Annotated in this window: 22 protein-coding genes and 1 pseudogene; 22 read left to right on the forward strand and 1 reads right to left on the reverse strand. The window is 72.9% G+C overall.

The features are described from left to right. Positions 1 to 22 precede the first annotated feature (22 nt). Positions 23 to 301: an acylphosphatase gene (locus tag SJY07_RS21970; RefSeq protein WP_380161540.1), complete on the forward strand. Its 279-nt coding sequence runs from the start codon at positions 23 to 25 to the stop codon at positions 299 to 301. Here the strand turns inward: SJY07_RS21970 and SJY07_RS21975 are convergent. After that, complete coding sequence (locus SJY07_RS21975; RefSeq protein ID WP_380161541.1) at positions 298 to 1,665, reverse strand: multidrug effflux MFS transporter; 1,368 nt, start codon at positions 1,663 to 1,665, stop codon at positions 298 to 300. The genes SJY07_RS21970 and SJY07_RS21975 overlap by 4 nt on opposite strands. 190 nt (positions 1,666 to 1,855) lie before the next feature. On the opposite strand from SJY07_RS21975, the gene smc reads away from it, so the two are divergent. From smc to SJY07_RS22080, 21 genes and pseudogenes are all read left to right on the forward strand, one after another. Beyond that, a complete protein-coding gene (gene smc / locus SJY07_RS21980) occupies positions 1,856 to 5,440 on the forward strand; it encodes a chromosome segregation protein SMC (protein WP_380161542.1) in 3,585 nt (1,194 codons plus the stop codon). 113 nt (positions 5,441 to 5,553) lie between these two features. Beyond that, positions 5,554 to 5,799 (forward strand): hypothetical protein, encoded by a 246-nt coding sequence (locus SJY07_RS21985; protein ID WP_328292076.1) that lies wholly within the window; start codon positions 5,554 to 5,556, stop codon positions 5,797 to 5,799. 37 nt (positions 5,800 to 5,836) lie between these two features. Beyond that, positions 5,837 to 7,009 (forward strand): signal recognition particle-docking protein FtsY, encoded by a 1,173-nt coding sequence (gene ftsY, locus SJY07_RS21990; protein ID WP_380161543.1) that lies wholly within the window; start codon positions 5,837 to 5,839, stop codon positions 7,007 to 7,009. 225 nt (positions 7,010 to 7,234) lie between these two features. After that, the gene (locus SJY07_RS21995; protein ID WP_380161544.1) at positions 7,235 to 8,572 is read left to right on the forward strand and encodes an ammonium transporter; all 1,338 of its coding nucleotides are present in this window, start codon (positions 7,235 to 7,237) and stop codon (positions 8,570 to 8,572) included. Continuing rightward, the gene (locus SJY07_RS22000) at positions 8,569 to 8,907 is read left to right on the forward strand and encodes a P-II family nitrogen regulator (RefSeq protein WP_328292074.1); all 339 of its coding nucleotides are present in this window, start codon (positions 8,569 to 8,571) and stop codon (positions 8,905 to 8,907) included. The genes SJY07_RS21995 and SJY07_RS22000 overlap by 4 nt, the downstream gene beginning before the upstream one ends. Positions 8,908 to 8,976: 69 nt before the next feature. Beyond that, positions 8,977 to 11,340, forward strand: coding sequence for a [protein-PII] uridylyltransferase (locus SJY07_RS22005; RefSeq protein ID WP_328296216.1), 2,364 nt, complete (start codon positions 8,977 to 8,979; stop codon positions 11,338 to 11,340). A gap of 22 nt (positions 11,341 to 11,362) precedes the next feature. Further along, positions 11,363 to 12,928: a signal recognition particle protein gene (gene ffh / locus SJY07_RS22010; protein ID WP_328292073.1), complete on the forward strand. Its 1,566-nt coding sequence runs from the start codon at positions 11,363 to 11,365 to the stop codon at positions 12,926 to 12,928. Further along, positions 12,925 to 13,992, forward strand: a complete 1,068-nt coding sequence (locus SJY07_RS22015; RefSeq protein WP_380161545.1) for an amidohydrolase family protein — start codon at positions 12,925 to 12,927, stop codon at positions 13,990 to 13,992. Before ffh ends, SJY07_RS22015 begins: the two co-directional genes overlap by 4 nt. A 167-nt stretch (positions 13,993 to 14,159) precedes the next feature. After that, positions 14,160 to 14,558 (forward strand): 30S ribosomal protein S16, encoded by a 399-nt coding sequence (gene rpsP / locus SJY07_RS22020; protein WP_328292071.1) that lies wholly within the window; start codon positions 14,160 to 14,162, stop codon positions 14,556 to 14,558. Between the two features lie 4 nt (positions 14,559 to 14,562). After that, positions 14,563 to 14,802: an RNA-binding protein gene (locus SJY07_RS22025; RefSeq protein WP_328292070.1), complete on the forward strand. Its 240-nt coding sequence runs from the start codon at positions 14,563 to 14,565 to the stop codon at positions 14,800 to 14,802. 82 nt (positions 14,803 to 14,884) lie between these two features. Further along, entirely contained in the window at positions 14,885 to 15,409 is a 525-nt protein-coding gene (gene rimM / locus SJY07_RS22030; protein WP_380161546.1) for a ribosome maturation factor RimM, read from the forward strand. Then, positions 15,406 to 16,245: a tRNA (guanosine(37)-N1)-methyltransferase TrmD gene (gene trmD, locus SJY07_RS22035; RefSeq protein ID WP_380161547.1), complete on the forward strand. Its 840-nt coding sequence runs from the start codon at positions 15,406 to 15,408 to the stop codon at positions 16,243 to 16,245. The genes rimM and trmD overlap by 4 nt, the downstream gene beginning before the upstream one ends. A gap of 134 nt (positions 16,246 to 16,379) precedes the next feature. Next, positions 16,380 to 16,733 carry a 50S ribosomal protein L19 gene (gene rplS / locus SJY07_RS22040; protein WP_011981971.1) on the forward strand — a complete coding sequence of 118 codons (354 nt, stop codon included), beginning with the start codon at positions 16,380 to 16,382 and terminating at the stop codon, positions 16,731 to 16,733. Positions 16,734 to 16,883: 150 nt separating this feature from the next. Beyond that, the gene (lepB, locus tag SJY07_RS22045) at positions 16,884 to 17,543 is read left to right on the forward strand and encodes a signal peptidase I (RefSeq protein WP_380161548.1); all 660 of its coding nucleotides are present in this window, start codon (positions 16,884 to 16,886) and stop codon (positions 17,541 to 17,543) included. Beyond that, complete coding sequence (lepB, locus tag SJY07_RS22050) at positions 17,540 to 18,280, forward strand: signal peptidase I (protein ID WP_380161549.1); 741 nt, start codon at positions 17,540 to 17,542, stop codon at positions 18,278 to 18,280. The genes lepB (SJY07_RS22045) and lepB (SJY07_RS22050) overlap by 4 nt, the downstream gene beginning before the upstream one ends. After that, positions 18,277 to 19,068 carry a ribonuclease HII gene (locus SJY07_RS22055; RefSeq protein WP_380161550.1) on the forward strand — a complete coding sequence of 264 codons (792 nt, stop codon included), beginning with the start codon at positions 18,277 to 18,279 and terminating at the stop codon, positions 19,066 to 19,068. The genes lepB (SJY07_RS22050) and SJY07_RS22055 overlap by 4 nt, the downstream gene beginning before the upstream one ends. Before the next feature lie 7 nt (positions 19,069 to 19,075). Then, positions 19,076 to 19,402, forward strand: a complete 327-nt coding sequence (locus SJY07_RS22060; RefSeq protein ID WP_011981967.1) for a DUF2469 domain-containing protein — start codon at positions 19,076 to 19,078, stop codon at positions 19,400 to 19,402. 248 nt (positions 19,403 to 19,650) lie between these two features. Further along, a complete protein-coding gene (locus tag SJY07_RS22065) occupies positions 19,651 to 20,010 on the forward strand; it encodes a YraN family protein (RefSeq protein ID WP_328292064.1) in 360 nt (119 codons plus the stop codon). After that, positions 20,010 to 20,261: pseudogene (locus SJY07_RS22070) on the forward strand (magnesium chelatase domain-containing protein); the annotation flags it as partial. The gene SJY07_RS22065 and the pseudogene SJY07_RS22070, both read left to right, overlap by 1 nt. 27 nt (positions 20,262 to 20,288) lie before the next feature. After that, entirely contained in the window at positions 20,289 to 21,725 is a 1,437-nt protein-coding gene (locus SJY07_RS22075) for a recombinase family protein (RefSeq protein WP_380161551.1), read from the forward strand. 239 nt (positions 21,726 to 21,964) lie between these two features. After that, a complete protein-coding gene (locus SJY07_RS22080) occupies positions 21,965 to 22,183 on the forward strand; it encodes a helix-turn-helix domain-containing protein (RefSeq protein WP_380161552.1) in 219 nt (72 codons plus the stop codon). Positions 22,184 to 22,393 lie beyond the last annotated feature (210 nt).

The raw sequence follows: 22,393 nt of genomic DNA on the forward strand, positions 1-22,393 counted from the left end.
GGTGGCGTCGTACGGTGACGGGGTGGAGCGACTCACAGCCCTGGTGACCGGTTCCGTCCAGGGCGTCGGGTTCCGGTGGTGGGTGCAGCGCCAGGCCGGCGAGCTCGGGCTGAGCGGATCCGCGACGAACACCCCGGACGGACGGGTCGAGGTCCTCGCGGAGGGTGATCGTCCCGCGTTGAAGTCGCTGCTGTCCCGGCTGCGCGCCGACCCCTCCACGCACGAACGCCCCGGGCGGGTCACCCGGGTCATCGACCACTGGGGACCCGCCGAGGGCGTCGAGGGGTTCGAGACGCGTTAGGCGTCGGCGTGGGCCCGTCGGGCCGGCTTCGCGACGAGGAACAGCATCAGCGCCGCGGCGCCGGTGCAGGCGAGCATCGTCGTGACCATCGGAACCGCGGAGTGCTCCCCGGCCAACCCGACCACGGGGGAGACCAGCGCACCGATGGTGAACTGCAACGCACCCTGCAGCGCCGACCCGGTGCCGGAGGCGAAGCGCACCTCGTCGGCCGCGAGCGCCGTGGCGTTGCCGAAGACCAGACCGCAGCTGAACACGGTGAACCACAGCAGCACGAGCACGGCCGGCGTCCAGGCGTGGAAGGCGAGCACGGTCGTGAACAACCCCGCGGCGCAGACGACCTGGATCAGCACGCCGGCGGCCAGGATCCGGGACGGGCCGTGGCGGCGCAGCAGGCGGGTCGAGACGGCGCCGCCCGCGGCGATGCCGAGGGCGTTGGTCGCGAACACCAGTGAGTAGGTGCCAGTGGAGAGCCCGACGACGTTCTGCAGGACGAAAGGCGAGGCGGAGACGTAGGAGAAGACCGTCCCGAAGACCAGGACGAGGGTTCCGACGTAGCCGACGTAGCCGCGGCGCGACAGCACGGCCTTGGCGGTGACCACGACGTCGCGGACCCCGCCGGCGTGGCGGCGCTCGCGGGGGAGGGTCTCGGGCACGACGAAGTACGCGGCGACCACCATCGCCAGCGCGGCGAGGGCGGTGACCCCGAAGATCCCGCGCCAGCCGCCGTGGCCCGCGATGAGCCCTCCGAGCAGGGGCGCGACCACGGGGGCGACGCCGCCGATGACGCCGAGGGTCGAGAACGCGCGGGCGGCGGCGCGCCCGGTGGCGAGGTCGGCGACGACGGCGCGGCCGATGACGAGCCCGGCCGCTCCCGCCAGCCCCTGGACGAGGCGGGCGAGCACGAGGACACCGATGGAGGGCGTCAGGGCGCAGACGATCCCGGCGAGGAACGTGACGGCCGAGCCGGCCAGCAGCAGCCTGCGACGGCCGAGCCGGTCGGAGAGCGGACCGAGCACGAGCTGCCCGGCGGCCATGCCCAGCATGAAGGTGGTGAGCGTCAGCTGGACCCGGGCCGCGCTGGTGGACAGGTCGCCCGCGAGGTCGGGGAACGTCGGCAGGTACATGTCGACGGCGAACGGTCCGATCGCGGACAGCAGCGCCAGCGTCACGAGCAGCTTGAGCGGGACCTCCTGGCCCTGGGCGACGGCGTTCGGGGCGCCGACCCGGCCGGCGAGCACCGAGGGGGCCCGGCGGGGTGCGGGCAGGACCCGGGCGGGAAGGCCGCGGAGGAGGTTGCGGGAGGCGGGGCGGGGACTGCGGGTGAGGCGGCTGGTTCGCTGCTCGCCGGTGGGGCGGGTCGGCACAGAGGTCCTTCCGGGGAGTGCGCGGGGTGCGAGGGTGTTCCACCGTTCTACATCGGCACCCGGTCACGCATCGAGTACCGAGCGTGTCGTGGTTTCGGTCATTCCGGGTCGTGATGACCGCCGGCAGGTCCGCCGCGCGCGACGTTCGCCTGCGCGGATCACGGGGCCCGCCTCGTTAGGCTCCTGCCCTGTGCACCTGAAGACCCTCACCCTCAAGGGGTTCAAGTCGTTCGCCTCCGCGACGACGCTGCGACTGCAGCCGGGGATCACGTGCGTGGTCGGCCCGAACGGGTCGGGGAAGTCCAACGTGCTGGACGCCCTGACCTGGGTGATGGGGGAGTCCAGCGCGAAGAGCCTGCGCGGCGGGAAGATGGAGGACGTCATCTTCGCCGGCACGACCGGCCCGGAGGGTCGCTCCGCCCTCGGCCGCGCCGAGGTCAGCCTGACGATCGACAACAGCGACGGGGCGTTGCCGATCGAGTTCGCCGAGGTCACGATCACCCGGACGATGTTCCGCACGGGTGGTTCCGAGTACGCGATCAACGGCCAGACCTGCCGTCTCCTCGACGTCCAGGAGCTGCTCTCCGACTCCGGCATCGGTCGCGAGATGCACGTCATCGTCGGCCAGGGGCAGATCGACGGGGTCCTGCACGCCTCGCCGGAGGAACGCCGCGCCTTCATCGAGGAGGCCGCGGGGGTCCTCAAGCACCGCCGCCGCAAGGAGAAGGCGTTGCGCAAGCTCGACGCCATGGAGGCCAACCTCACGCGCGTGGCCGACCTCGTGAGCGAGATCCGTCGTCAGCTGAAGCCGCTGGGGCGTCAGGCCGAGGCGGCGCGGCGGGCCCAGGTCGTGCAGGCGGACCTGCGTGACTCGCGGCTGCGGCTGCTGGCGGACGACCTCGTGCAGGCGAGCAGTTCGCTGCGGCGCGACGAGCAGGACGAGGCGGCGCTGAAGGCGCGCCAGGCCCAGGTCGAGGCCGACCTGACCGAGGCCGCGCAGCGCCTCGACGCCGCGGAGAAGGCCGCCGCGGCCGCCGCCCCGGACCTCGCGCGCGCCGTCGAGACCCACCACCGGCTGCAGTCCCTCGCGGAACGGCTCAGGGGGGTGCAGGCGCTGGCGGCGGAACGACTCCGGCTGCTCGCGAACGAACCCGAGGAGCAGACCGGACGGCGCGACCCGGAGGAGTTGCAGGCCTCCGCCGACCGTGTCCGGGCCGAGGAGGCCGAGCTCACCGCGCAGGTCGCCACCCACCGCGCCGCCCTCGACGTGGTGCTCGCCGCCCGGGCCGAGGCCGACGCGGCCGCGCGGGCCGAGGACCAGCGGGTCGCGGCCGCCCTGCGCGCCGCCGCCGACCGCCGGGAGGGACTGGCCCGCCTCGGCGGCCAGGTCGCCGCCCGCACCAGCCGGGTCGAGGCCGCCGAGTCGGAGCTGGAACGGCTCTCCGGCTCCCTCGCCGACGCGGAGCGGCGCCGCGAACGCGCCCAGGCCGAGTTCGCGACGCTGGAGACCCAGGTCGCCGGGGTCGAGGAGGGCGAGGAGGGTCTCGACGCCGAGTACGAGCAGGCCGCCGAGCAGCTGGAGACCGCGGAGGCCGCGCACGAGAGCGCCCGCACGGAGCTGTCGGCCGCCGAACGCGAGCGGGCGACCTGGGCGGCCCGCAAGGAGGCGCTCGAGATCGGGCTCTCCCGCAAGGACGGGACCGGGGCGCTGCTCGCCGCCGGGTCGGCCGTCTCCGGGGTGCTGGGCTCGGTCGCCGCGCTGCTGGGCGTCCGCAACGGTTACGAGCAGGCGATCTCGGCGGCCCTCGGGTCCGCCGCCGACGCCGTCGCCGTCTCGACCCCCGCGGACGCGGCACGGGCCATCGCCCACCTCAAGGACGACGACGCCGGCCGGGCCGGGATGCTCGTCGCCTCCGCCGGTTCGTCCGACTGGGGTGCCGTGACGGTGTCGGGTGCGGAACCCGCGATGACCCTGGTCACCGCGCCGGCCGACCTGCACCCCGCGCTGGTCCGGCTGCTCGGCGACGTCGTCGTCGTCGAAGACCTCGCTGCGGCGCAACGGGTCGCGGAGTCCCACCCCGACCTCGTCGCCGTCACCCGCGACGGCGACCTCCTCGGCGCGCACCTCGCCGCCGGGGGGTCGCGGTCGGCCCCGAGCCTGCTGCAGGTCCAGGCCGCCGTCGACGAGGCGGCCGACGCGCTCTCGGCCGCCGAGCACCGCGCCCAGCGGGCGCAGTTCGCGCTGCAGCAGGCGCAGCGCGACCGGGGCACCGCGACCGAACGCGTCGAGGCCACCCTGGACCGCCTGCACGACTCCGACGCCCGGATGACCGCGGTCGCGGAACAACTGGGCCAGCTCGGCTCCGCCGTGCGATCGGCTGCGGCGGAAGCGGACCGCCTCCGCGCGACGCGGGCGCAGGTCGTCGAACGCCTCGCGGGCGACCGGGCCGAACTCGCCGAGCTCACCGAACGCTTCGAGGCCGCCTCGGCGGCCCCGGAGGACGACGGTGACGTCACCACCGACGAACGCGACCGCCTCGCCGAGGTCGCCCGCGGGTTCGGCGCGACGGAGACCGAGGCCCGCCTCACCCTGCGCACCACCGAGGAACGCGCCCGCGCGCTGGCCGGGCGGGCCGACGGCCTCGAACGGCAGGCCAGGGAGGAGGTCGCGGCCCGCGAACGCGCCGCCGTCCGCCGGGCCCGGCGCGCCGAGCAGTCCCGCGTCGCCACCCGCGTGCGCGAGGGGGCGGCCAGGGCGCTGGTGGTCTGGGAGACCTCCGCCGCCGAGGCCGCGACCCTGCGCGCCGCTGCGGAGGCCGCGCGGGCGAGGTTCGAGGAGGAGGTCACCGGTGCCCGGCGGACCGTCGGGTCGCTGAAGGACGAGCAGCAGCGGCTGGGTGACTCCCGCCACGCCGACGAGGTCGCCCGCGCCCAGCAGCGCTGGAAGATCGACCAGCTGCGCCAGCGCGCGCTGGAGGAGCTCGGCACCGACCCCGACGTCCTGGTGCAGGAGTTCGGTCCCGACCAGCTCGTCCCGCCGTCGGCGCCGGCCCCGGGGGACCCCGAACCCGAGACGGAACCCGCACCGCGCCCCTACGTCCGTTCCGAGCAGGAGAAGCGCCGCCGCAGCGCCGAACGGGCGCTCTCCCAGCTCGGGCAGGTCAACCCGCTCGCGCTCGAGGAGTACGCGGCGATGGAGGAACGCCACCAGTTCCTCGTCACCCAGTCCGACGACCTCAAGAACTCGCGCAAGGACCTGCTCGACATCGTCAAGGAGGTCGACGAGCGCGTCGAACGCGTCTTCTCCGAGGCCTTCGCCGAGGTCGCCGAGCAGTACGAGCAGGTGTTCCCCCGCCTCTTCCCCGGGGGGGAGGGCCGCTTGGTCCTCACCGACCCCTCGAACATGCTGACCACCGGCATCGAGGTCGAGGCCCGCCCGGCCGGCAAGAAGGTCAAGCGGCTGTCGCTGCTCTCCGGGGGTGAGCGCTCGCTCGCCGCGGTCGCGATGCTGGTCTCGATCTTCCGGGCGCGCCCCAGCCCCTTCTACGTCCTCGACGAGGTGGAGGCCGCGCTCGACGACGCGAACCTCTCGCGGCTCATCACGCTCTTCGAGGAACTCCGGGCCTCCAGCCAGCTGATCATCATCACCCACCAGAAGCGGACGATGCAGATCGCCGACGCCCTGTACGGCGTGACCATGCGCGGCGACGGGATCAGCACCGTGGTCAGTCAGCGGATGCGCGAGCCCGCACCCGCCGAGGTCTCCGTCCGGTGACGCCCCGGTGAGCATCTGGTCACGGGGCGGCAACGTTGGGCGCGTGGAGTGGTGCGGGCGTGACGCACGGGGCACGCTGGGCGGGTGAAGATCCGGGTGGTGGTGCTCTCGTGGTGACGACTCTGCTCGTGACGTTCGCCCTGACGGTGGGGCTCGCTCTCGTGGTGCTGCTCTCGGTGGCCGCGCCGACCATGCGCCGACGAGGGAGCCGGCTCATCGCCCGCATCGACGCCTGGGCGGGTCGCGTGCTGCCCGTCGTGCGCCACCACCGGGAACGCGTCGCCGTCCGGGTCGCCGAACGCCTGGAGGCCCAGCGCCGCCACCAGGGCGAGGAACGCCGCACGGCCCGAGCGCGCTGACGGGTGGTGGCCCCGGCGTCTGGGAGGATCGACGCTCGTGGACACCTGGGAAGTCATCATCGGCCTGGTCGTCGTCATCGCCCTCGGGGGCGTGGGGGCGGTCGTGGGCCTCGTCCGTCCGCGCAGCCGGCGACGCTCGCTCCCGCCGCGCCCCGGTCGCCAGCCGGGCCTGGACGAGGACGAACCGCTCCCCGGGGTCGGCGACGACGCCGAGTTCCCGCGCGACTCCCCCTCCCGCGCGGTCGACACCGTCGACCTCCCCGACGGGCCGCTCGTCGAGACGCCCGAGCCGGCCCTCGGCCGGCTCGTCCGCCTGCGCGAACGCCTCTCCCGTTCCAACTCCGCCCTCGGCCAGGGACTGCTGGCGCTGCTCTCGCGCGACACCCTGGACGAGTCGACCTGGGAAGAGGTCGAGGAGACCCTCCTGGTGGCCGACATCGGCTTCGGCCCGACGACGGAGATCGTCGACGCCCTGCGCGAGCGCGTGAAGGTGCTCGGCACCCGCGAACCCGCCGCGCTGCGCGAGATGCTGCGCGCGGAACTGCTGAAGGCCGTGGGCACCGACGTCGACCGCAGCCTCAAGACCACCCGGCACGACGGCCGCCCGGCCGTGATCATGGTCGTGGGCGTCAACGGCACCGGGAAGACGACCACCGTCGGCAAGCTCGCCCGCGTGCTCGTCGCCGAGGACAAGGACGTCGTCCTCGGCGCCGCCGACACCTTCCGCGCCGCCGCGGCCGAGCAGCTCGCGACGTGGGGCGACCGCGTCGGGGTCCCGACCGTGCGCTCGGACAAGGACGGCGCGGACCCCGCCTCCGTCGCCTTCGACGCCGTCAAGCAGGGCATCGACACCGAGGCGGACGTGGTGATCGTCGACACCGCCGGGCGACTGCAGAACAAGGTCGGGCTGATGGACGAGCTCGGGAAGGTCAAGCGCGTCGTCGAGCGGCACGGACCGGTCGACGAGGTCCTGCTCGTCCTCGACGCGACCACCGGGCAGAACGGCCTGCGCCAGGCGGCGGTCTTCTCCGAGGTCGTCGACGTGACGGGCATCGTGCTGACCAAGCTGGACGGGACCGCCAAGGGCGGCATCGTCGTCGCGGTCCAGCGCTCGCTCGACGTGCCGGTCAAGCTCATCGGGCTGGGGGAGGGCGCGGACGACCTCGCGCCCTTCGACCCCGAGGCGTTCGTGGACGCGATCCTGTCCTGATCGTGAACCGGTGACAGCGTGGTCACGGTGGGGTGACGAGGGGCGACCGGGGACGTCCGCGTAACGCGATGTTCACACCGGCCCCGCCCTCGTCACGTGCCCGAAACACGACGCGCGAAGGTCTGTAACGCGGGAACGTCACGGTGGAGCCGCTCCCAGCCGCTGCGAAGCGGCCGTCCCTGCTCCCCGCCGGCTCCGCCGGCCTCGTGGAAGGCCTTGTTGCCCATGGATACCGGTGACACCGCCTGGGTCCTCACGTCCGCGGCCCTCGTGCTGCTGATGACCCCCGGTCTCGCGCTCTTCTACGGCGGCATGGTCCGCGCGAAGAGCGTCCTGAACATGATGATGATGAGCTTCGGCGCCATGGCCCTGATCGGGGTCCTCTGGGTGCTCTACGGCTTCTCGATGGCCTTCGGCAACGACGTCGGCGGCGGCCTGCTCGGTGACCCGTTCGAGTACTTCGGCCTCAACGGCCTCCTCGGTGCCGACCACCTCGTCGGCACCCTGCCGGCCATGGCCTTCGTCGCCTTCCAGTCCGTCTTCGCCATCATCGCCGTCGCCCTGATCTCGGGGGCGATCGCCGACCGCGCCAAGTTCGGCGCCTGGATGGTCTTCGCCGGGGTCTGGGCCACGATCGTCTACTTCCCCGTCGCGCACTGGGTGTTCGCCTTCGACGACGTGGTCTCCGCCACCGGCGGCTGGATCGCGAGCCGCGGGGTCATCGACTTCGCCGGTGGGACCGCCATCCACATCAACGCCGGTGCCGCGGGCCTGGCCCTCGCCCTGGTCCTCGGCAAGCGCCGCGGGTTCGGTCGCGACCCGATGCGCCCGCACAACCTGCCGCTGGTCATGCTCGGCGCCGGTCTGCTGTGGTTCGGATGGTTCGGCTTCAACGCCGGATCGGCCACCGCCGCCAACGGCACCGCGGCCGTCGCGTGGGTCAACACCCTCGCCGCCACCTGCGCCGCCATCCTCGGCTGGCTGCTCACCGAGAAGGTCCGCGACGGTCACGCGACCTCCCTCGGTGGGGCCTCGGGTGCCGTCGCCGGCCTCGTCGCCATCACCCCCGCCTGTTCCGCGCTGAACCCGGTGACCTCGATCGTCGTCGGTGTCATCGCCGGTGTGCTGTGCGCCCTGGCCGTCGGCCTGAAGTTCAAGCTCGGCTTCGACGACTCCCTCGACGTCGTCGGCGTCCACCTGGTCGGTGGCCTCTGGGGCACGATCTCCATCGGCTTCTTCGCTAGCGCCGACGCGCCCGCCGGGGTCGACGGCCTGCTCTACGGCGGCGGGGGTGGCCAGCTGTGGAAGCAGTTCTACGCCGCCGTCATCGTCATGGTCTTCTCCTTCGTCGTCACCTGGATCATCGGTACGGTCATCAACAAGACGATGGGCTTCCGCATCGACGAGGAGGACGAGGTCACCGGCATCGACACCGTCGTGCACGCCGAGTCCGGCTACGACTGGGGCACCCTCACCGCGGGCGGTGGCCGGGTCATCGGCTCGCCCTCCAGCCCGACCGACGCCCGCCACTCCTCCACCGGATCCTCGGAGGTCTCCGCATGAAGCTCCTGACCGCCATCATCAAGCCGCACAAGCTCGACGACGTGAAGGCCGCGTTGGAGTCCTACGGGATCCAGGGCCTCACGATCTCGGAGGCGTCCGGGTTCGGCCGCCAGCGGGGTCACACCGAGGTCTACCGCGGGGCCGAGTACACCGTCGACCTCGTGCCCAAGGTCCGCGTCGAGGTCCTCGTCGACGACGTCGACATCGCCGACATCGTGGAGGTCGTCGTCAAGAGCGCCCAGACCGGGCGCATCGGTGACGGCAAGGTCTGGACCCAGCACGTCGAGGACGTCGTGCGCGTGCGCACCGGCGAACACGGCCCCGACGCGCTCTGACCCCTGACCCAGCGGCACGGAGGAACCACCTGATGAACCCGTCTCGGGCAGGTCGGCGTTAGCGCCGACCTGCGCACCGAGCGACTCGCGCTGGCGGTGCGGGCGGGCAGACCCGGCCCGCACCGTCGCGCCGAGCTCGTCGAGCTCGTGGAGTCCCGGTTGCGCGACGTGTGGGCGGACGCCCTGGCCCCCCTGGCCCAGGACGCGCCCGAACTGCTCGACGACTCCTCCGGGGTCGCCCTGGCCTGCGTCGGTTCGCTGGCCCGCGGCGACTGCGGCCCCGCCAGCGACGTCGACCTCGTGCTGCTGCACGACGGCCGGCGCCTCCCGCGGGGCGACGTGGCCGCCCTCGCGGACCGCGTCTGGTACCCGCTGTGGGACCAGGGGCTGCGCCTGGACCACTCCGTGCGCACCGCCAAGGAGTGCCGCGAGGTCGCCGCCGCGGACCTCGCCGCCGGCACCGGCCTGCTCGACCTGCGCGTCATCGCCGGCGACGGCGGACTCGTGGCCCGCACCCGCGGGCACCTCCTCGACGACTGGCGTGGCGGGGCCCGCCGGCGCCTGCCCCAGATCCTCGACGGCCTCGCCGAACGCGCCGCGCGCTTCGGTGAGCTCGCCTACCTCCTCGAACCGGACCTCAAGGAGGCCCGCGGTGGTCTGCGCGACGCGATCACCCTGCGCGCGCTGGCCGCCAGCTGGCTCACCGACCGCCCGCACGGCGCGGTCGACGAGGCCCACACCGTCCTGCTCGACATCCGCGACGGACTGCAGACCTCCTCGGGTCGCCCCGGCGACCGGCTGATCCTGCCCGAGCAGGACGCCACCGCCGTCGTCTGCGGCTACGCCGACGCCGACCTGCTGCTGGCCGCCGTCGCGCAGGCCGCCCGGACCATCTCCGCGGCCGTCGACGTCACGACCCGCCGGGCCCGCCAGTCCATGCCGACCCGACGCTTCCGGGCCACCGGCAAGCGTCCCCGGCTGCGTTCGCTGGGCCACGGACTCGTCGAGCACGACGGCGAGGTCGTCCTCGGCGCCGGGGTCAGCCCCGCCGACGACGCCGTCCTGCCGCTGCGCGCCGCCGCGACCGCCGTCCGCGCCGGGCTGCCGCTGTCCCCGGTGACCCTGGAGCACCTCGTCACCACCTGCCCGCCGCTGCCGCTCCCGTGGCCGGCCTCGGCCCGCGAGGCGATGCTCGAACTGCTCGCCGCCGGGTCCGCGCAGGTGCCGGTGTGGGAGTCGCTCGACATGGTCGGGCTCGTCGAGGCGTGGATCCCGCAGTGGACGGCGATCCGCAACCGCCCGCAGCGCAACGCCGTCCACCGCTGGACCGTCGACCGCCACCTCATCGAGACCGCGGTCAACGCCCAGCCCTTCCTGCGCGAGGTCGAGCGACCCGACCTGCTGCTGCTCGCGGCGCTCACCCACGACCTCGGCAAGCTGCCCGGGGTCCAGGACCACTCCCGCCGCGGCGCGCCGCTGGCCCGGGCCGTCGCCGAACGCGTCGGGCTCGACGCCGAGGACGCCTCCGTCGTCGAGCGGCTCGTCGCCGAGCACCTCACGCTCGTCGACCTCTCCACCCGACGCGACCCCGACGACCCGCAGACCGTCGCGGCCCTCGTGGCCGCCGTCGACGGCAAGGCCGAGACCCTCAAGCTGCTGCGGGCGCTCACCGAGGCCGACGCGCGCGCCGCGGGCCCCGCGGCGTGGTCGCCCTGGCGGGCCCGCCTCGTCGACGACCTCGTCGCCCGCGCCCGCAAGAGCCTCTCGGGGGAGGAGGCGCCCGGTCCGGCGCCCTTCGACGAGGCCGAGCAGGCACTCGCCGCCGCCGTCGCGCGCGACGGGGAGACCCGGGTCACCGTGCGCGAGGTCGACGGGTTCTTCGTCGTCACCGTCGTCACCCCGGACCGGACGGGGGTCTTCGCCGACCTCGCCGGCCTGCTCGCCGGGCACCGCTTCCTCGTCCGCTCGGCGCTGGTGCGGACGCTGGAGGGCGTGGCCGTGGACTCCTGGTGGGTGGAGTCGCCCAGCGGCGATCCGCCGTCGGCGGTCCTGCTGCGCCAGAGCCTGGACCGGATCGTCGGCGGGGACGTCACGCTCCTGGACCGGCTCGCCGCCCGCGACGCGCAGACCCCGAAACCGGCCGGCGGGGTGCGTTCGCTCGTCGCGCACCCGCGGATCGTCATCCTCCCCGGTGCCTCCGAACGGGCCACGGTGCTGGAGATCCGGGCCGCGGACCGGCCCGGACTGCTGCACGCCCTCGGGCGGGCCCTGGCGGAGGAGCAGATCGACATCCGTTCCGCCCACGTCGCGACCTACGCCGCGCAGGCCGTCGACGTGCTCTACCTGGCCGAGGCCTCCGGCGAGCGGCTCTCCCCGCCCCGGGTGGCCATGGCGATCCGGGCGCTGTCCGACGCGGCGGAGGTCCCGGGCTAGATCCGACCGTTAGGCTGTGGGCGTGTTCGCCACGCTCTCCGACCGTCTCACCGCCACGTTCAAGTCGCTGCGCGGCAAGGGGCGCCTCACCGAGGCCGACGTCGACGCGACCGTGCGGGAGATCCGCCGGGCGCTGCTCGACGCCGACGTCGCGCTGCCCGTCGTGCGGGAGTTCACCTCCCGCATCCGCGAACGCGCCCTCGGCCTGGAGGTGCAGCAGAACCTCAACCCGGCCCAGCAGGTCGTCAAGATCGTCAACGAGGAGCTCATCGCCATCCTCGGTGGCGAGACGCGCCGGCTGCGGTTCTCCAAGAACCCGCCCACCGTGATCATGCTCGCGGGGCTGCAGGGCGCGGGGAAGACGACGCTGGCCGGCAAGCTCGGTCGCTACCTCAAGCAGAACGGCAACCGCCCGCTGCTCGTGGCCTGCGACCTGCAGCGCCCCAACGCCGTCAACCAGCTGCAGATCACCGGTGAGCGCGCGGGTGTGGACGTCTTCGCGCCCGAACCCGGCAACGGCGTCGGCGACCCGGTCTCGGTGGCCCGCCAGGGGCTCGAGCACGCGAACCACCACCACTACGACGTGGTCGTCGTCGACACCGCGGGCCGCACCGGTGTGGACGCCGAGATGATGCAGCAGGCCATCGACATCCGGGCCGCGGTCAACCCCGACGAGGTCCTCTTCGTCCTCGACGCGATGGTCGGCCAGGACGCCGTCGCCACCGCCGAGGCGTTCCGCGACGGGGTCGGCTTCGACGGGGTCGTGCTCACCAAGCTCGACGGTGACGCCCGCGGTGGTGCCGCGCTGTCGGTGCGTCAGGTCACCGGCCAGCCCGTCATGTTCGCCTCCACCGGCGAGAAGCTCGACGACTTCGAGATGTTCCACCCCGACCGGATGGCCTCGCGCATCCTGGACATGGGTGACGTCCTCAGCCTCATCGAGCAGGCCGAGAAGGCCTTCGACGCCGACCAGGCGCAGGCGATGGCGGCCAAGTTCGCCGCCGACGAAGACTTCACCCTCGACGACTTCCTCCAGCAGCTCAACGCGGTCCGCAACATGGGGTCGCTGAAGAAGATGCTCGGCATGCTGCCGGGGATGGCGCAGATGCGTCAGCAGCTCGACGCCTTCGACGAGCGCGAGTTCGACCGCATCGAGGCGATGGTCCGCTCGATGACCCCGCTGGAACGACGTCAGCCGAAGATCATGAACGGTTCGCGTCGCGCCCGCGTGGCCGCCGGGTGCGGGCAGACGACCTCCTCGGTCAACGACATGCTCGAACGGTTCGGCCAGGCGCAGAAGATGATGCGCTCGCTGCGCAACGGCATGGCCGGCGGGACGGGCATCCCCGGGATGCCGGGCATGGGTGGCGGTGGCGCCTCCAAGAAGCAGAAGGCCCGCGTCGCCGCGGCCAAGGGCAAGAAGGGCAAGAGCGGCAACCCCGCCAAGCGCGCCCAGCAGGAGCAGGAGGCCGCCACCAAGGCGGTCAGCGCGCCCGGGTCCGCGTTCGGGATGCCGGACCCGGAGAAGGGTTTCGACCCCGCCGACCTGAACCTGCCGAAGGGGTTCGACAAGTACCTCGGCCAGTGACCCTCCACCTCACCGGGCCGATCCTCATCGGCCCGGACGAGGTGGTCGGACAGGCGTGGGTCGTGGGGGGCCGGCTGACGTTCTCGAAGCCCTCCGGGGTCGCGACGACCGTCCCCGGGTGGGTCCTCCCCGGGATGGTCGACGCGCACTGCCACGTCGGGATCGGGCCGCACGGGCAGGTCCCCGACGAGGTCAGCGAAGCCCAGGCCCTCGCCGACCGGGCCGTCGGTGCGCTGCTGCTGCGCGACGCCGGGTCGGCGTCGGAGACCCGCTGGATCGACGACCGCGAGGACCTGCCGCGCATCGTCCGCGCCGGTCGGCACCTGGCCCGCACCCGCCGCTACCTGCGCGGGCTGGCCCACGAGATCGAACCCGAGGACCTCGTCGAGCACGTGCGGGTCGAGGCCCGGCGCGGCGACGGCTGGGTCAAGCTCGTCGGGGACTGGATCGACCGTTCGACGGGTGACCTCGCGCCCTGCTGGCCGGCCGACGTGCTGGCCGCGGGGGTCGCGGCCGCCCACGCGCTGGGCGCGCGGGTGACGGTCCACCAGTTCGGTGCGGACGGTCTCGAGGACCTGCTCGACGCGGGGGTCGACGGGATCGAGCACGGGACGGGGCTCCCGCTAGACCTCCTGGGCCGGGTCGCGGCCGCCGGGGTGGCCGTGGTGCCGACGCTGGTGAACATCGCGACGTTCCCCGGGATCGCCGACCGCGGGGCCGCGAAGTTCCCCCGCTACGCGGCGCACATGCGCGCGCTGCACGCCCGTCGCCACGACAACGTCGCCGCGCTGCACGAGGCGGGGGTGCCGCTCTTCGCCGGGACCGACGCGGGCAGCGTCCTGCCGCACGGGCTGATCGTCGACGAGCTGCACGAGCTCGTCGCGGCCGGTCTGTCGCGGACCGCGGCCCTGGACGCGGCGACGTGGTCGGCCCGGTCCTGGCTCGGGCACGACTCCCTCGTCGAGGGCGCGAGCGCCGACCTCCTGGTCCTCGACGGTGACCCCAGGACCGACCTCGGGGTGCTGCGCCGACCGCGGGTCGTGCTGCGCGGTCGGCTCGTCTGACGGGCGCCCTGTCGTGGGGCCTCTGTTCCCTCTGGCACAATGGCGGTGCACTCGTTCGTCCAGGGACCCTCTCACCCGGGACCTACGCGTCCATGAGTTGCACCGCTCGGCGTCCCCACACCGAGGGGTTCCGCTCAACACACCAGAACCGGGAGACACCCCACACCGTGGCTGTCAAGATTCGCCTCAAGCGCATGGGCCAGATCCGCGCGCCGTTCTACCGCGTCGTCATCGCCGACTCGCGCAACAAGCGCGACGGTCGCTCGATCGAGGAGATCGGGCTGTACAACCCGATGACCGACCCCTCGACCATCGAGATCAAGTCCGAGCGCGTCCAGTACTGGCTCAGCGTCGGCGCCCAGCCGACCGAGCAGGTCGCGGCGCTGCTCAAGGTCACCGGCGACTGGCAGAAGTTCAAGGGCCTGCCGGGCGCCGAGGGCACCTACCGCGTCCCGACCCCGAACACGAAGCCCCCGCGCATCCCCGGCGGCGGTACCGCGAAGGTCGTCGAGACCCCGGCCGAGGCGCCCGCCGCCGCTGCCGAGACCCCGGCCGAAGAGTCCTGAGCCCGTGCTCGCGGACGCTCTCGAGCACCTGGTGCGCGGCATCGTCGGGCACCCGGACGACGTGAAGGTGACGTCGAAGACGTTGTCTCGCGGTGCGTTGCTCGAAGTTCGCGTGCACCCCGACGACCTCGGCCGGGTCATCGGCCGGGCCGGTCGGACGGCCAAGGCCCTGCGCACCGTCATCGGTGCGCTGGCCGGCGGCAAGCCGGTCCGCGTCGACCTCGTCGACGTGGACAAGCGCTGAGCTGAGCACCACCCGCAGCGCCGGGGTCGCCACGAGCGACCCCGGCGCTGTCTGCTTTCCCCCTTTGAGTCAGGAGTTCCAGGTGGAGTACGTCGTCGCCCGCATCGGGCGACCGCACGGTGTCCGCGGTGAGGTGACCGTCGAGGTCCGCACCGACGACCCGGACACCCGGTTCGCGCCCGGCGCGGTCCTGCGCACGGACCCCGACCGCGGGCCGCTGACGGTGGCGACCGTGCGCTGGCACAACGGCACCCTGCTGCTGACCTTCGTCGAGGTCGAGGGCCGGACCGGGTCGGAGGCCCTGCGCAACACCCGTCTCGTCGTCGACCTCGAGGACGAGGCCGACCCCGAGGACGACGCCTGGTACCCCCACCAGCTGCAGGGTCTCGCCGCGGTGACCATGACCGGCACCCCGCTGGGCACGGTCAAGGACCTGCTCACCGGCGGTGCGCAGGACGTCCTCGTCATCACCGGGACCGACGGCCGCGACGTCCTCGTCCCCTTCGTCACCGCGCTCGTCCCCAAGGTCGACGTGAAGCGCGGCAAGGTCCTGCTGTCCCCGCCGGGCGGGTTGTTCGTCGAGCTCCCGGGGGAGCCCGAGGAGTGAGGCTGGACGTCGTCACGATCTTCGGGGAGTACCTGCAGCCGCTGCAGCTGTCCCTCATCGGCAAGGCGCAGGCGGAGGGTCTGCTCGACGTCCGGGTCCACGACCTGCGCGAGCACACCCACGACCGTCACCGCACCGTCGACGCACCGCCCTACGGTGGCGGTGCCGGTCTGCTGATGAAGCCCGAGCCGTGGGGCGAGGCGCTCGACGCGATCCTCACCGACCCGCCGGAGGGCGCCGACCCGCGCGGCCCCGTCCTCGTCGTCCCCTCCCCGGTGGGGGAGGTGTTCAGCCAGCGCGCGGCCGTCGAGCTCGCCGCCGAGCCGTGGCTCGTCTTCGCCTGCGGCCGCTACGAGGGCATCGACGCGCGGGTCGTGGAGCACTACGGCACCCGCATCCGGGTGCGCGAGGTCTCCCTGGGCGACTACGTCCTCAACGGTGGCGAGGTCGCCGTCCTGGCGATCACCGAGGCCGTGGCCCGGCTGCTGCCCGGGGTCATCGGCAACGCCGCCAGCCTGACCGAGGAGAGCCACGCCCCCGAGCACGACGGGCTGCTGGAGCACCCCGCCTACACCAAACCCGCCTCGTGGCGGGGGCTGGACGTGCCGGCGGTCCTGGCGGGCGGCAACCACGGCGCGGTCGACCGCTGGCGACGCGACGAAGCCCTGCGCCGCACCGCGACCCGCCGTCCCGACGTGCTGGCCCGCCTCGACCCCGCGCGCTGCGACCGGCGCGACCTCGCCGTCCTCGCCGAGCTCGGCTGGACCCCCGGCGATCACGGATTCCAGGTCGGGCCCGCCGCTGTGGCAGACTGGGTCGACACCAACGAGCCGTGACGGCCGGTGACTGCTGCCCTCGGGCAGCGGAGGGTGCGCCTGCCACAGGGGGCGAGCCCCGCCGGAGCACCCGTCACGGGACCAGATGCCTGTAGCGATGACCTGTGGCGTCACCAGGGGAAGTGAGTACCACCATGAACCTGCTCGACAACGTCGACGCGGCCAGCCTGCGCACCGACGTCCCGGACTTCCGCGCCGGCGACACCCTCAACGTCCACGTCAAGGTCGTCGAGGGCAACCGCTCCCGCGTCCAGGTCTTCAAGGGCATCGTCATCCGTCGCACCGGCGGCGGCATCCGTGAGGCCTTCACCGTCCGCAAGGTCAGCTTCGGCGTCGGCGTGGAGCGCACGTTCCCGCTGCACACCCCGATCATCGACAAGATCGAGGTCGTGACCCGCGGTGACGTGAAGCGCGCCAAGCTCTACTACCTGCGCGACCTGCGCGGCAAGGCCGCCAAGATCAAGGAACGTCGCGAGCCCCGCGGCTGACCTCAGCAGCAAGCACCCGAGCCGGGTCCCGCTCTCGCGGGGCCCGGCTCGTGTCGTTCGGGGCGGGGCCCCGTCACGGCTGACTACAATCGCCCAGCCGCCTCGCTGACCCCTGCGACCGCGGTGACGACCCCGCCAGGCAGGAGTTCCGTGACGACCACCCAGCCGCCCCAGACGAGCGGGCGGCAGCGCTCCCGGGGAGGTCGGGCCGTCCTCGTGCTGGCCATCGCCCTGCTGCTCGTCCTGCTGGTGCGCACGTTCCTGGTGCAGACGTTCTCGATCCCCTCCGACTCGATGCGGTCCACCCTCGAACCGGGGGAACGGGTCCTGGTCTGGCGCGTCGACGCGGCGAACGTCCAGCGCGGCGACGTCGTCGTCTTCGACGGCACCGGGACCTTCAACGACGCGCCACCGGACCCCCAGGGCCTGGCCGCCGTCGGCGCGGCCGCCGCGGGGCTGCTCGGGTTCCGGCCCGGCGAGTCCGACTACGTCAAACGCGTCATCGGGCTGCCGGGGGACCGCATCACCTGCTGCGACGCGCAGGGCCGGCTGCTGGTCAACGGGGTCCCGCTCGAGGAGCCGTACCTCTACCCGGGGGACGCGCCCAGCGAGCTCCCCTTCGACATCGAGGTCCCCGAGGGCAGGCTGTGGTTGATGGGTGACCACCGCAGCGACTCCGTCGACTCCCGCTCGCACCTCGGCTCGCCCGGTGGCGGGACGGTCTCCGTCGACGACGTCGTCGGGCGCGTGGTCGCGGTCACCTGGCCGTTCGGCTCCCTCGGGACGGTCGCGCGGGGGAGCGGCTCGTGACCGCGGACCGCGACGCCGTGCAGGACTCGGCGCAGCGCCCCCCGGGCGCGCCGCGTTCCGCGGTCGGTGGGGTGCTCGCCGCGGTCAAGGAGGTCGTCCTGGTCGTGGTGGTGGCCCTCGTGGTCTCCCTCGTCGTCAAGACGTTCCTGCTGCAGGCCTTCTTCATCCCGTCGATCTCGATGGAGACGACCCTCGACGTCGGTGACCGGGTGATCGTCAGCAAGCTGACGCCGGGACCCTTCGACCTGCACCGCGGGGACGTCGTGGTCTTCGCCGACCCGGGGGGCTGGCTCGACGAGACCGCGCCGACCGAGCGCGGGCCGGTCGGCACCGTCGTCGCGAAGGCCCTGACGTTCGTGGGTCTGCTGCCCGAGGACTCCGACGACCACCTCATCAAACGCGTCGTCGGGTTGCCCGGCGACCACGTCGTCTGCGCGCCCGACGGCACGGTCACCGTCAACGGCACCGCGATCGACGAGCCGTACGTCTCCTCGACGTCGCAGGGTGAGCCGATGTGCGACGTCACCGTGCCCAGCGGGAACCTGTGGGTGATGGGGGACAACCGCGCCCGCTCGGCCGACTCCCGCTACAACCAGGACAAGCCCCACGACGGCTTCGTGCCGCTCGACCTCGTCGTCGGGCGCGCCTACGCGATCGTCTGGCCGGTCTCGCACTGGGCGTGGCTGTCCACCCCGTCCGACTTCGACCAGGTCAGCGGCGAAGCGGGGATCTCGTGAGCCCCGCCGCGCCACGTCCGCGCAAACCCTCACCCTCCGTCCCGCCGTCGCTGCGTCTGGAGCGGCAGCTGCTGCGTGAGGGCCACACCCTCGTCGGGGGGATGGACGAGGTCGGCCGCGGCTCGCTGGCCGGACCGGTCAGCGTCGGGGTGCTCGTCGTCGACGCCGACACCCGGACCGCGCCCCTCGGGCTGCGTGACTCCAAGCTGCTGAGCCCCGCCGCGCGTGAGGCGTTGGCGCCCAAGGTGGCCCGCTGGGCGGTCGCCTCGGCGGTCGGGCACGCCGAACCGGACGAGATCGACGCCATCGGCATCATCGCCGCCCTGCGTCTCGCCGGGCGCCGGGCGCTGGCGCAGCTGCCGGTGCTGCCCGACCTGGTCATCCTCGACGGCAACCACGACTGGCTCAGCGACCCGCGGGACGCGTCGCTCTTCGACGAGCTCGAGGGCCCGTCCACGCTGCTGCCCTGCGCGGCGCCACCCGTGACCACCCGCATCAAGGCCGACGTGTCGTGCGCAGCGGTGGCCGGGGCCAGCGTGCTGGCCAAGACGACCCGGGACGCGATGATGGCCGCGCGCCACGAGGACTTCCCGCACTACGGCTGGGCCGGCAACAAGGGCTACAGCGCACCGGACCACCTCGAGGCGCTCGTCGTCCACGGCAGCTGCGAACAGCACCGTCGCAGCTGGCGCCTGCCCGGTCTCGGGGCCGCCGTGCCCGCGCAGGCCGACGCGCAGGACGCGCTCTCGGACCTCACCTCCGACACCACGCTGTCGCGGAAGGCATGATGGTCCCGTGAGCGCCGAGGACCTCGAGAACTACGAGACCGAGATGGAGCTTCAGCTCTACCGCGAGTACCGGGACGTCGTGTCGCTCTTCTCCTACGTGGTCGAGACCGAACGTCGCTTCTACCTCGCGAACTCGGTCGACCTGCAGGTGCGGACGGCCGACGGCGAGACGTACTTCGAGGTCACCCTGCACGACGCGTGGGTGTGGGACGTCTACCGTCCGGCCCGGTTCGTGCGCGACGTGCGGGTGGTGACGTTCAAGGACGTCAACGTCGAGGAGCTGCAGAAGCGCGACATCGAGGTGCCGGACACCCCGGAGCTGCGCGACCGCTGAGGCGCGGGACCGCCCATCCGCGCGGTGGATGGTCCGATCCGTAACACTTCTGACGCTGGTGCCGATGGTCCGGCGGGACGCGCTCCGCTGCCGGGGGGTCGTCGGAGCGCGTCCCAGCTCCCGACGCGACGGCCGTTGACGCCGCCGTCTCCACAGGACGCCCCGCGCCGACGTTGTCCACACCGGCGTCCTGCCCGGCCCACGCCCGCCCTCCCCGGCACGCACCCTTCTCGCCGGAGGTGGTGCACGTGCGCGCGAAGGACGCCGTGGGGCAGTACGGGGAACGGGTGGCCGCCCGGCGGTTGACCGAGGCCGGGATGACGGTCCTCGAGAGCAACTGGCGGTGCCGGCTCGGTGAGATCGACCTGGTGGCGCGGGACGGGGACTGCCTCGTCGTGTGCGAGGTCAAGACCCGCCGCAGCGAGAGCGCCGGCACGGCCCTGGAGGCCGTCACCCCCGACAAGGTCGCCCGCCTGCGCGGCCTCCTCGGGGAGTGGCTCAAGGCCCACCCCGGCGTCCACCCGGGGCAGGTGCGCCTCGACGTCGTCGCGGTCACCCTGCCGCCGCGGGGACCGGCCCGGGTCCAGCACGTCCGCGGGGTGTTCTGATGGCCCTCGCGCGCTCCCTCGCCGTGGGCCTGGTCGGCCTCGACGGCCACCTCGTCGAGGTCGAGGCCGACATCTCCACCGGGCTGCCGGCCTTCGTCCTCGTCGGGTTGCCCGACGCCTCGCTGCACGAGGCCAAGGACCGCGTCCGCGCGGCCGCGGCGAACTCCGGGTTCCCGCTGCCCCAGCAACGGATCACCGTCAACCTCTCACCGGCGACGCTGCCCAAGACCGGCAGCGGGTTCGACCTGTCAACCCCTGGGTTATGCCACACTTAAGACGTGAAGGCACTCGTGTATGCGCGCATCAGCAGCGACAAGGCCGGCGGTGGCCTCGGGGTTGACCGTCAGCTCGCTGACTGCCGAGAGCTGGCAGCGCGCCTCGGGTGGACCATCGTGGGGGAGTACACCGACAACGACGTCTCTGCGTACTCCGGCAAGCCCCGACCCGGCTACAAGGCACTGGTGGCCGATCTCGAAGCCGGAGAAGGGGCGGGAGTCCTGGCGTGGCACACGGACCGTCTCCATCGCTCACCGACCGAGCTGGAGTCGTTCGTCGACCTCTGTGAGCGGCGTGGCATCGTCACGCACACGGTCACTGCGGGGCCTCTGGACCTCTCCACGCCGTCTGGCCGCATGATCGCCCGTCAGCTGGGGGTGGTCGCACGGTACGAGGTGGAGCATGCCGTTGAGCGGATGCAGCGTGCGAAGAAGCAGGCCGCCGGCAAGGGGGAGTGGCTTGGAGGTCGACGCCCTTACGGATGGACGACGTCCGGTGAGGTCATCGAGGACGAGGCCGCTGTCATCCGGGAATCCGCTGAGTTGCTGTTGACGGGCGCCTCGCTGAGAGCCGTGACGCAGGCGGCCAGGGTTCGAGGTGCATGCACGTCCACCGGCGGGGCTTGGACTCCGACCGAGCTGAGCCGTGTCCTCCGACGGCCGCGCAATGCTGGCCTGGTCCGACACCGGGGAGCGGTCCTCGACGGAGTGCAGGCCACCTGGCCCCCGATCCTTGACGAGACGACCTGGCGGGCCGTGGACCACCTCCTCGGCGACCCCGCCCGCCGCACCAATGCCGGAGCACCCCCGCGTTGGCTGGGGTCCGGTCTGTACCGCTGCGGTCTCTGTGAGGACGGCACGACGGTACGCGTGACTCATTCGACCTCCGGGGGCTTCGCTGGCCACCCCGCCTACGCCTGCCGGGAACGCAAGCACCTGACGCGCTCCCAGTCGCATGTCGATGAGGTCGTCACGGAAGTCATCGCCGCCCGCCTGTCACAGCCCGATGCGATGCACATGCTCGACGTGCACGAAGACGTGGCCGACTTCGAGCAGCAGGCCAGCCACGCGCGAGCAGCCCAGGAGCGTCTCGAGCAGCTCGGTGAAGAGTTCGGTGCCGGCCGCATCAGCTTGGCCGCGCTGCAGGCTGGGACCGAAGCAGCTCGGCGCATCGTGGACTCCCACCACGCCGCGGTCGCCGCTCGCCGGACCGACTCAGCGCTGGCGACCGTGCTGAGCGAGGGGGACCCCGGCGCCGCTTGGCGGACGCTCGTCGCCGACAGTCGTGAGTCTCCGGCGTCCCTCGGCCTTGCTCGAGCCGTCCTGTCTGCCCTCGCCATCGTCACCCTGCTGCCGACGACCAAGGGGCGCCCCCCGGGATGGCGTCCGGGGCAGCCCTACTTCCGGCCGGAGTCAGTGCAGATCACCTGGCGCGACTGAGTAACTTCGAATCGCCGCAGTCACCTGTTGCCAGAAGGGCGACGCGGGAGCAACTGATCCTGACGAACTCGGACGTTCTCGTCCGTTCTCGTCCGTTCTTCCGACGTCGGGCTTCGAGCTCTGTGCCTAGGCCTTGTGTCGGGCAGCGTGATCGACGACCCAATCTCTGATGTCGCGCCTAGCATTCCTTGTATCGCCTCCCAAGTAGAGGGGGCGCAACAGCGGAGGTGTTGCGACACATGCACTTCGACGGAAAACAGATGGCCGCCCGTCGCCGACGGCTCGCCCTAACCCGGGAAGCTGTAGGCATCGGGGTCGGCCGGGGCTACCAGTCCATCGTCGACTACGAACTCGGTCGGACGCAGCCACCGCTCAAGGTGGCCGTGGCCATCGCAGAACTACTTGGCCTGGAACTCACGGACCTCATCGCCCGGGATCGTGAGGCGGTGGCCGCTTGAAGACGACAGCTCCACCGAGCAAGACCAGAGCGACGGAGGCCGCTGCAACGGCCCCCGCCGCAACCACCAACCAGGCCCCCAACAAGGCGTCCGACCAGCGGCAAGAGCGACCCTACGACCTCCTGGAGTACGCGCGGAAGGTGGCCCAGCAGGCGCCACCCCTCAAGCCCGAGACGCGCGACCGGCTGGCCGTCCTCCTCAGGGGGGTTG

The sequence above is a fragment of the Kineococcus sp. R86509 genome, from assembly GCF_042466365.1.
Classification (GTDB): Bacteria; Actinomycetota; Actinomycetes; order Actinomycetales; family Kineococcaceae; genus Kineococcus.

What these genes read in the sequence shown, in the direction of transcription:
- rplS (WP_011981971.1), top strand. Translation starts at nt 16,380, where the DNA reads ATGAACCTGCTCGACAACGTCGACGCGGCCAGCCTGCGCACCGACGTC.
- SJY07_RS21995 (WP_380161544.1), top strand. Translation starts at nt 7,235, where the DNA reads ATGGATACCGGTGACACCGCCTGGGTCCTCACGTCCGCGGCCCTCGTG.
- SJY07_RS22000 (WP_328292074.1), top strand. Translation starts at nt 8,569, where the DNA reads ATGAAGCTCCTGACCGCCATCATCAAGCCGCACAAGCTCGACGACGTG.
- SJY07_RS22080 (WP_380161552.1), top strand. Translation starts at nt 21,965, where the DNA reads ATGCACTTCGACGGAAAACAGATGGCCGCCCGTCGCCGACGGCTCGCC.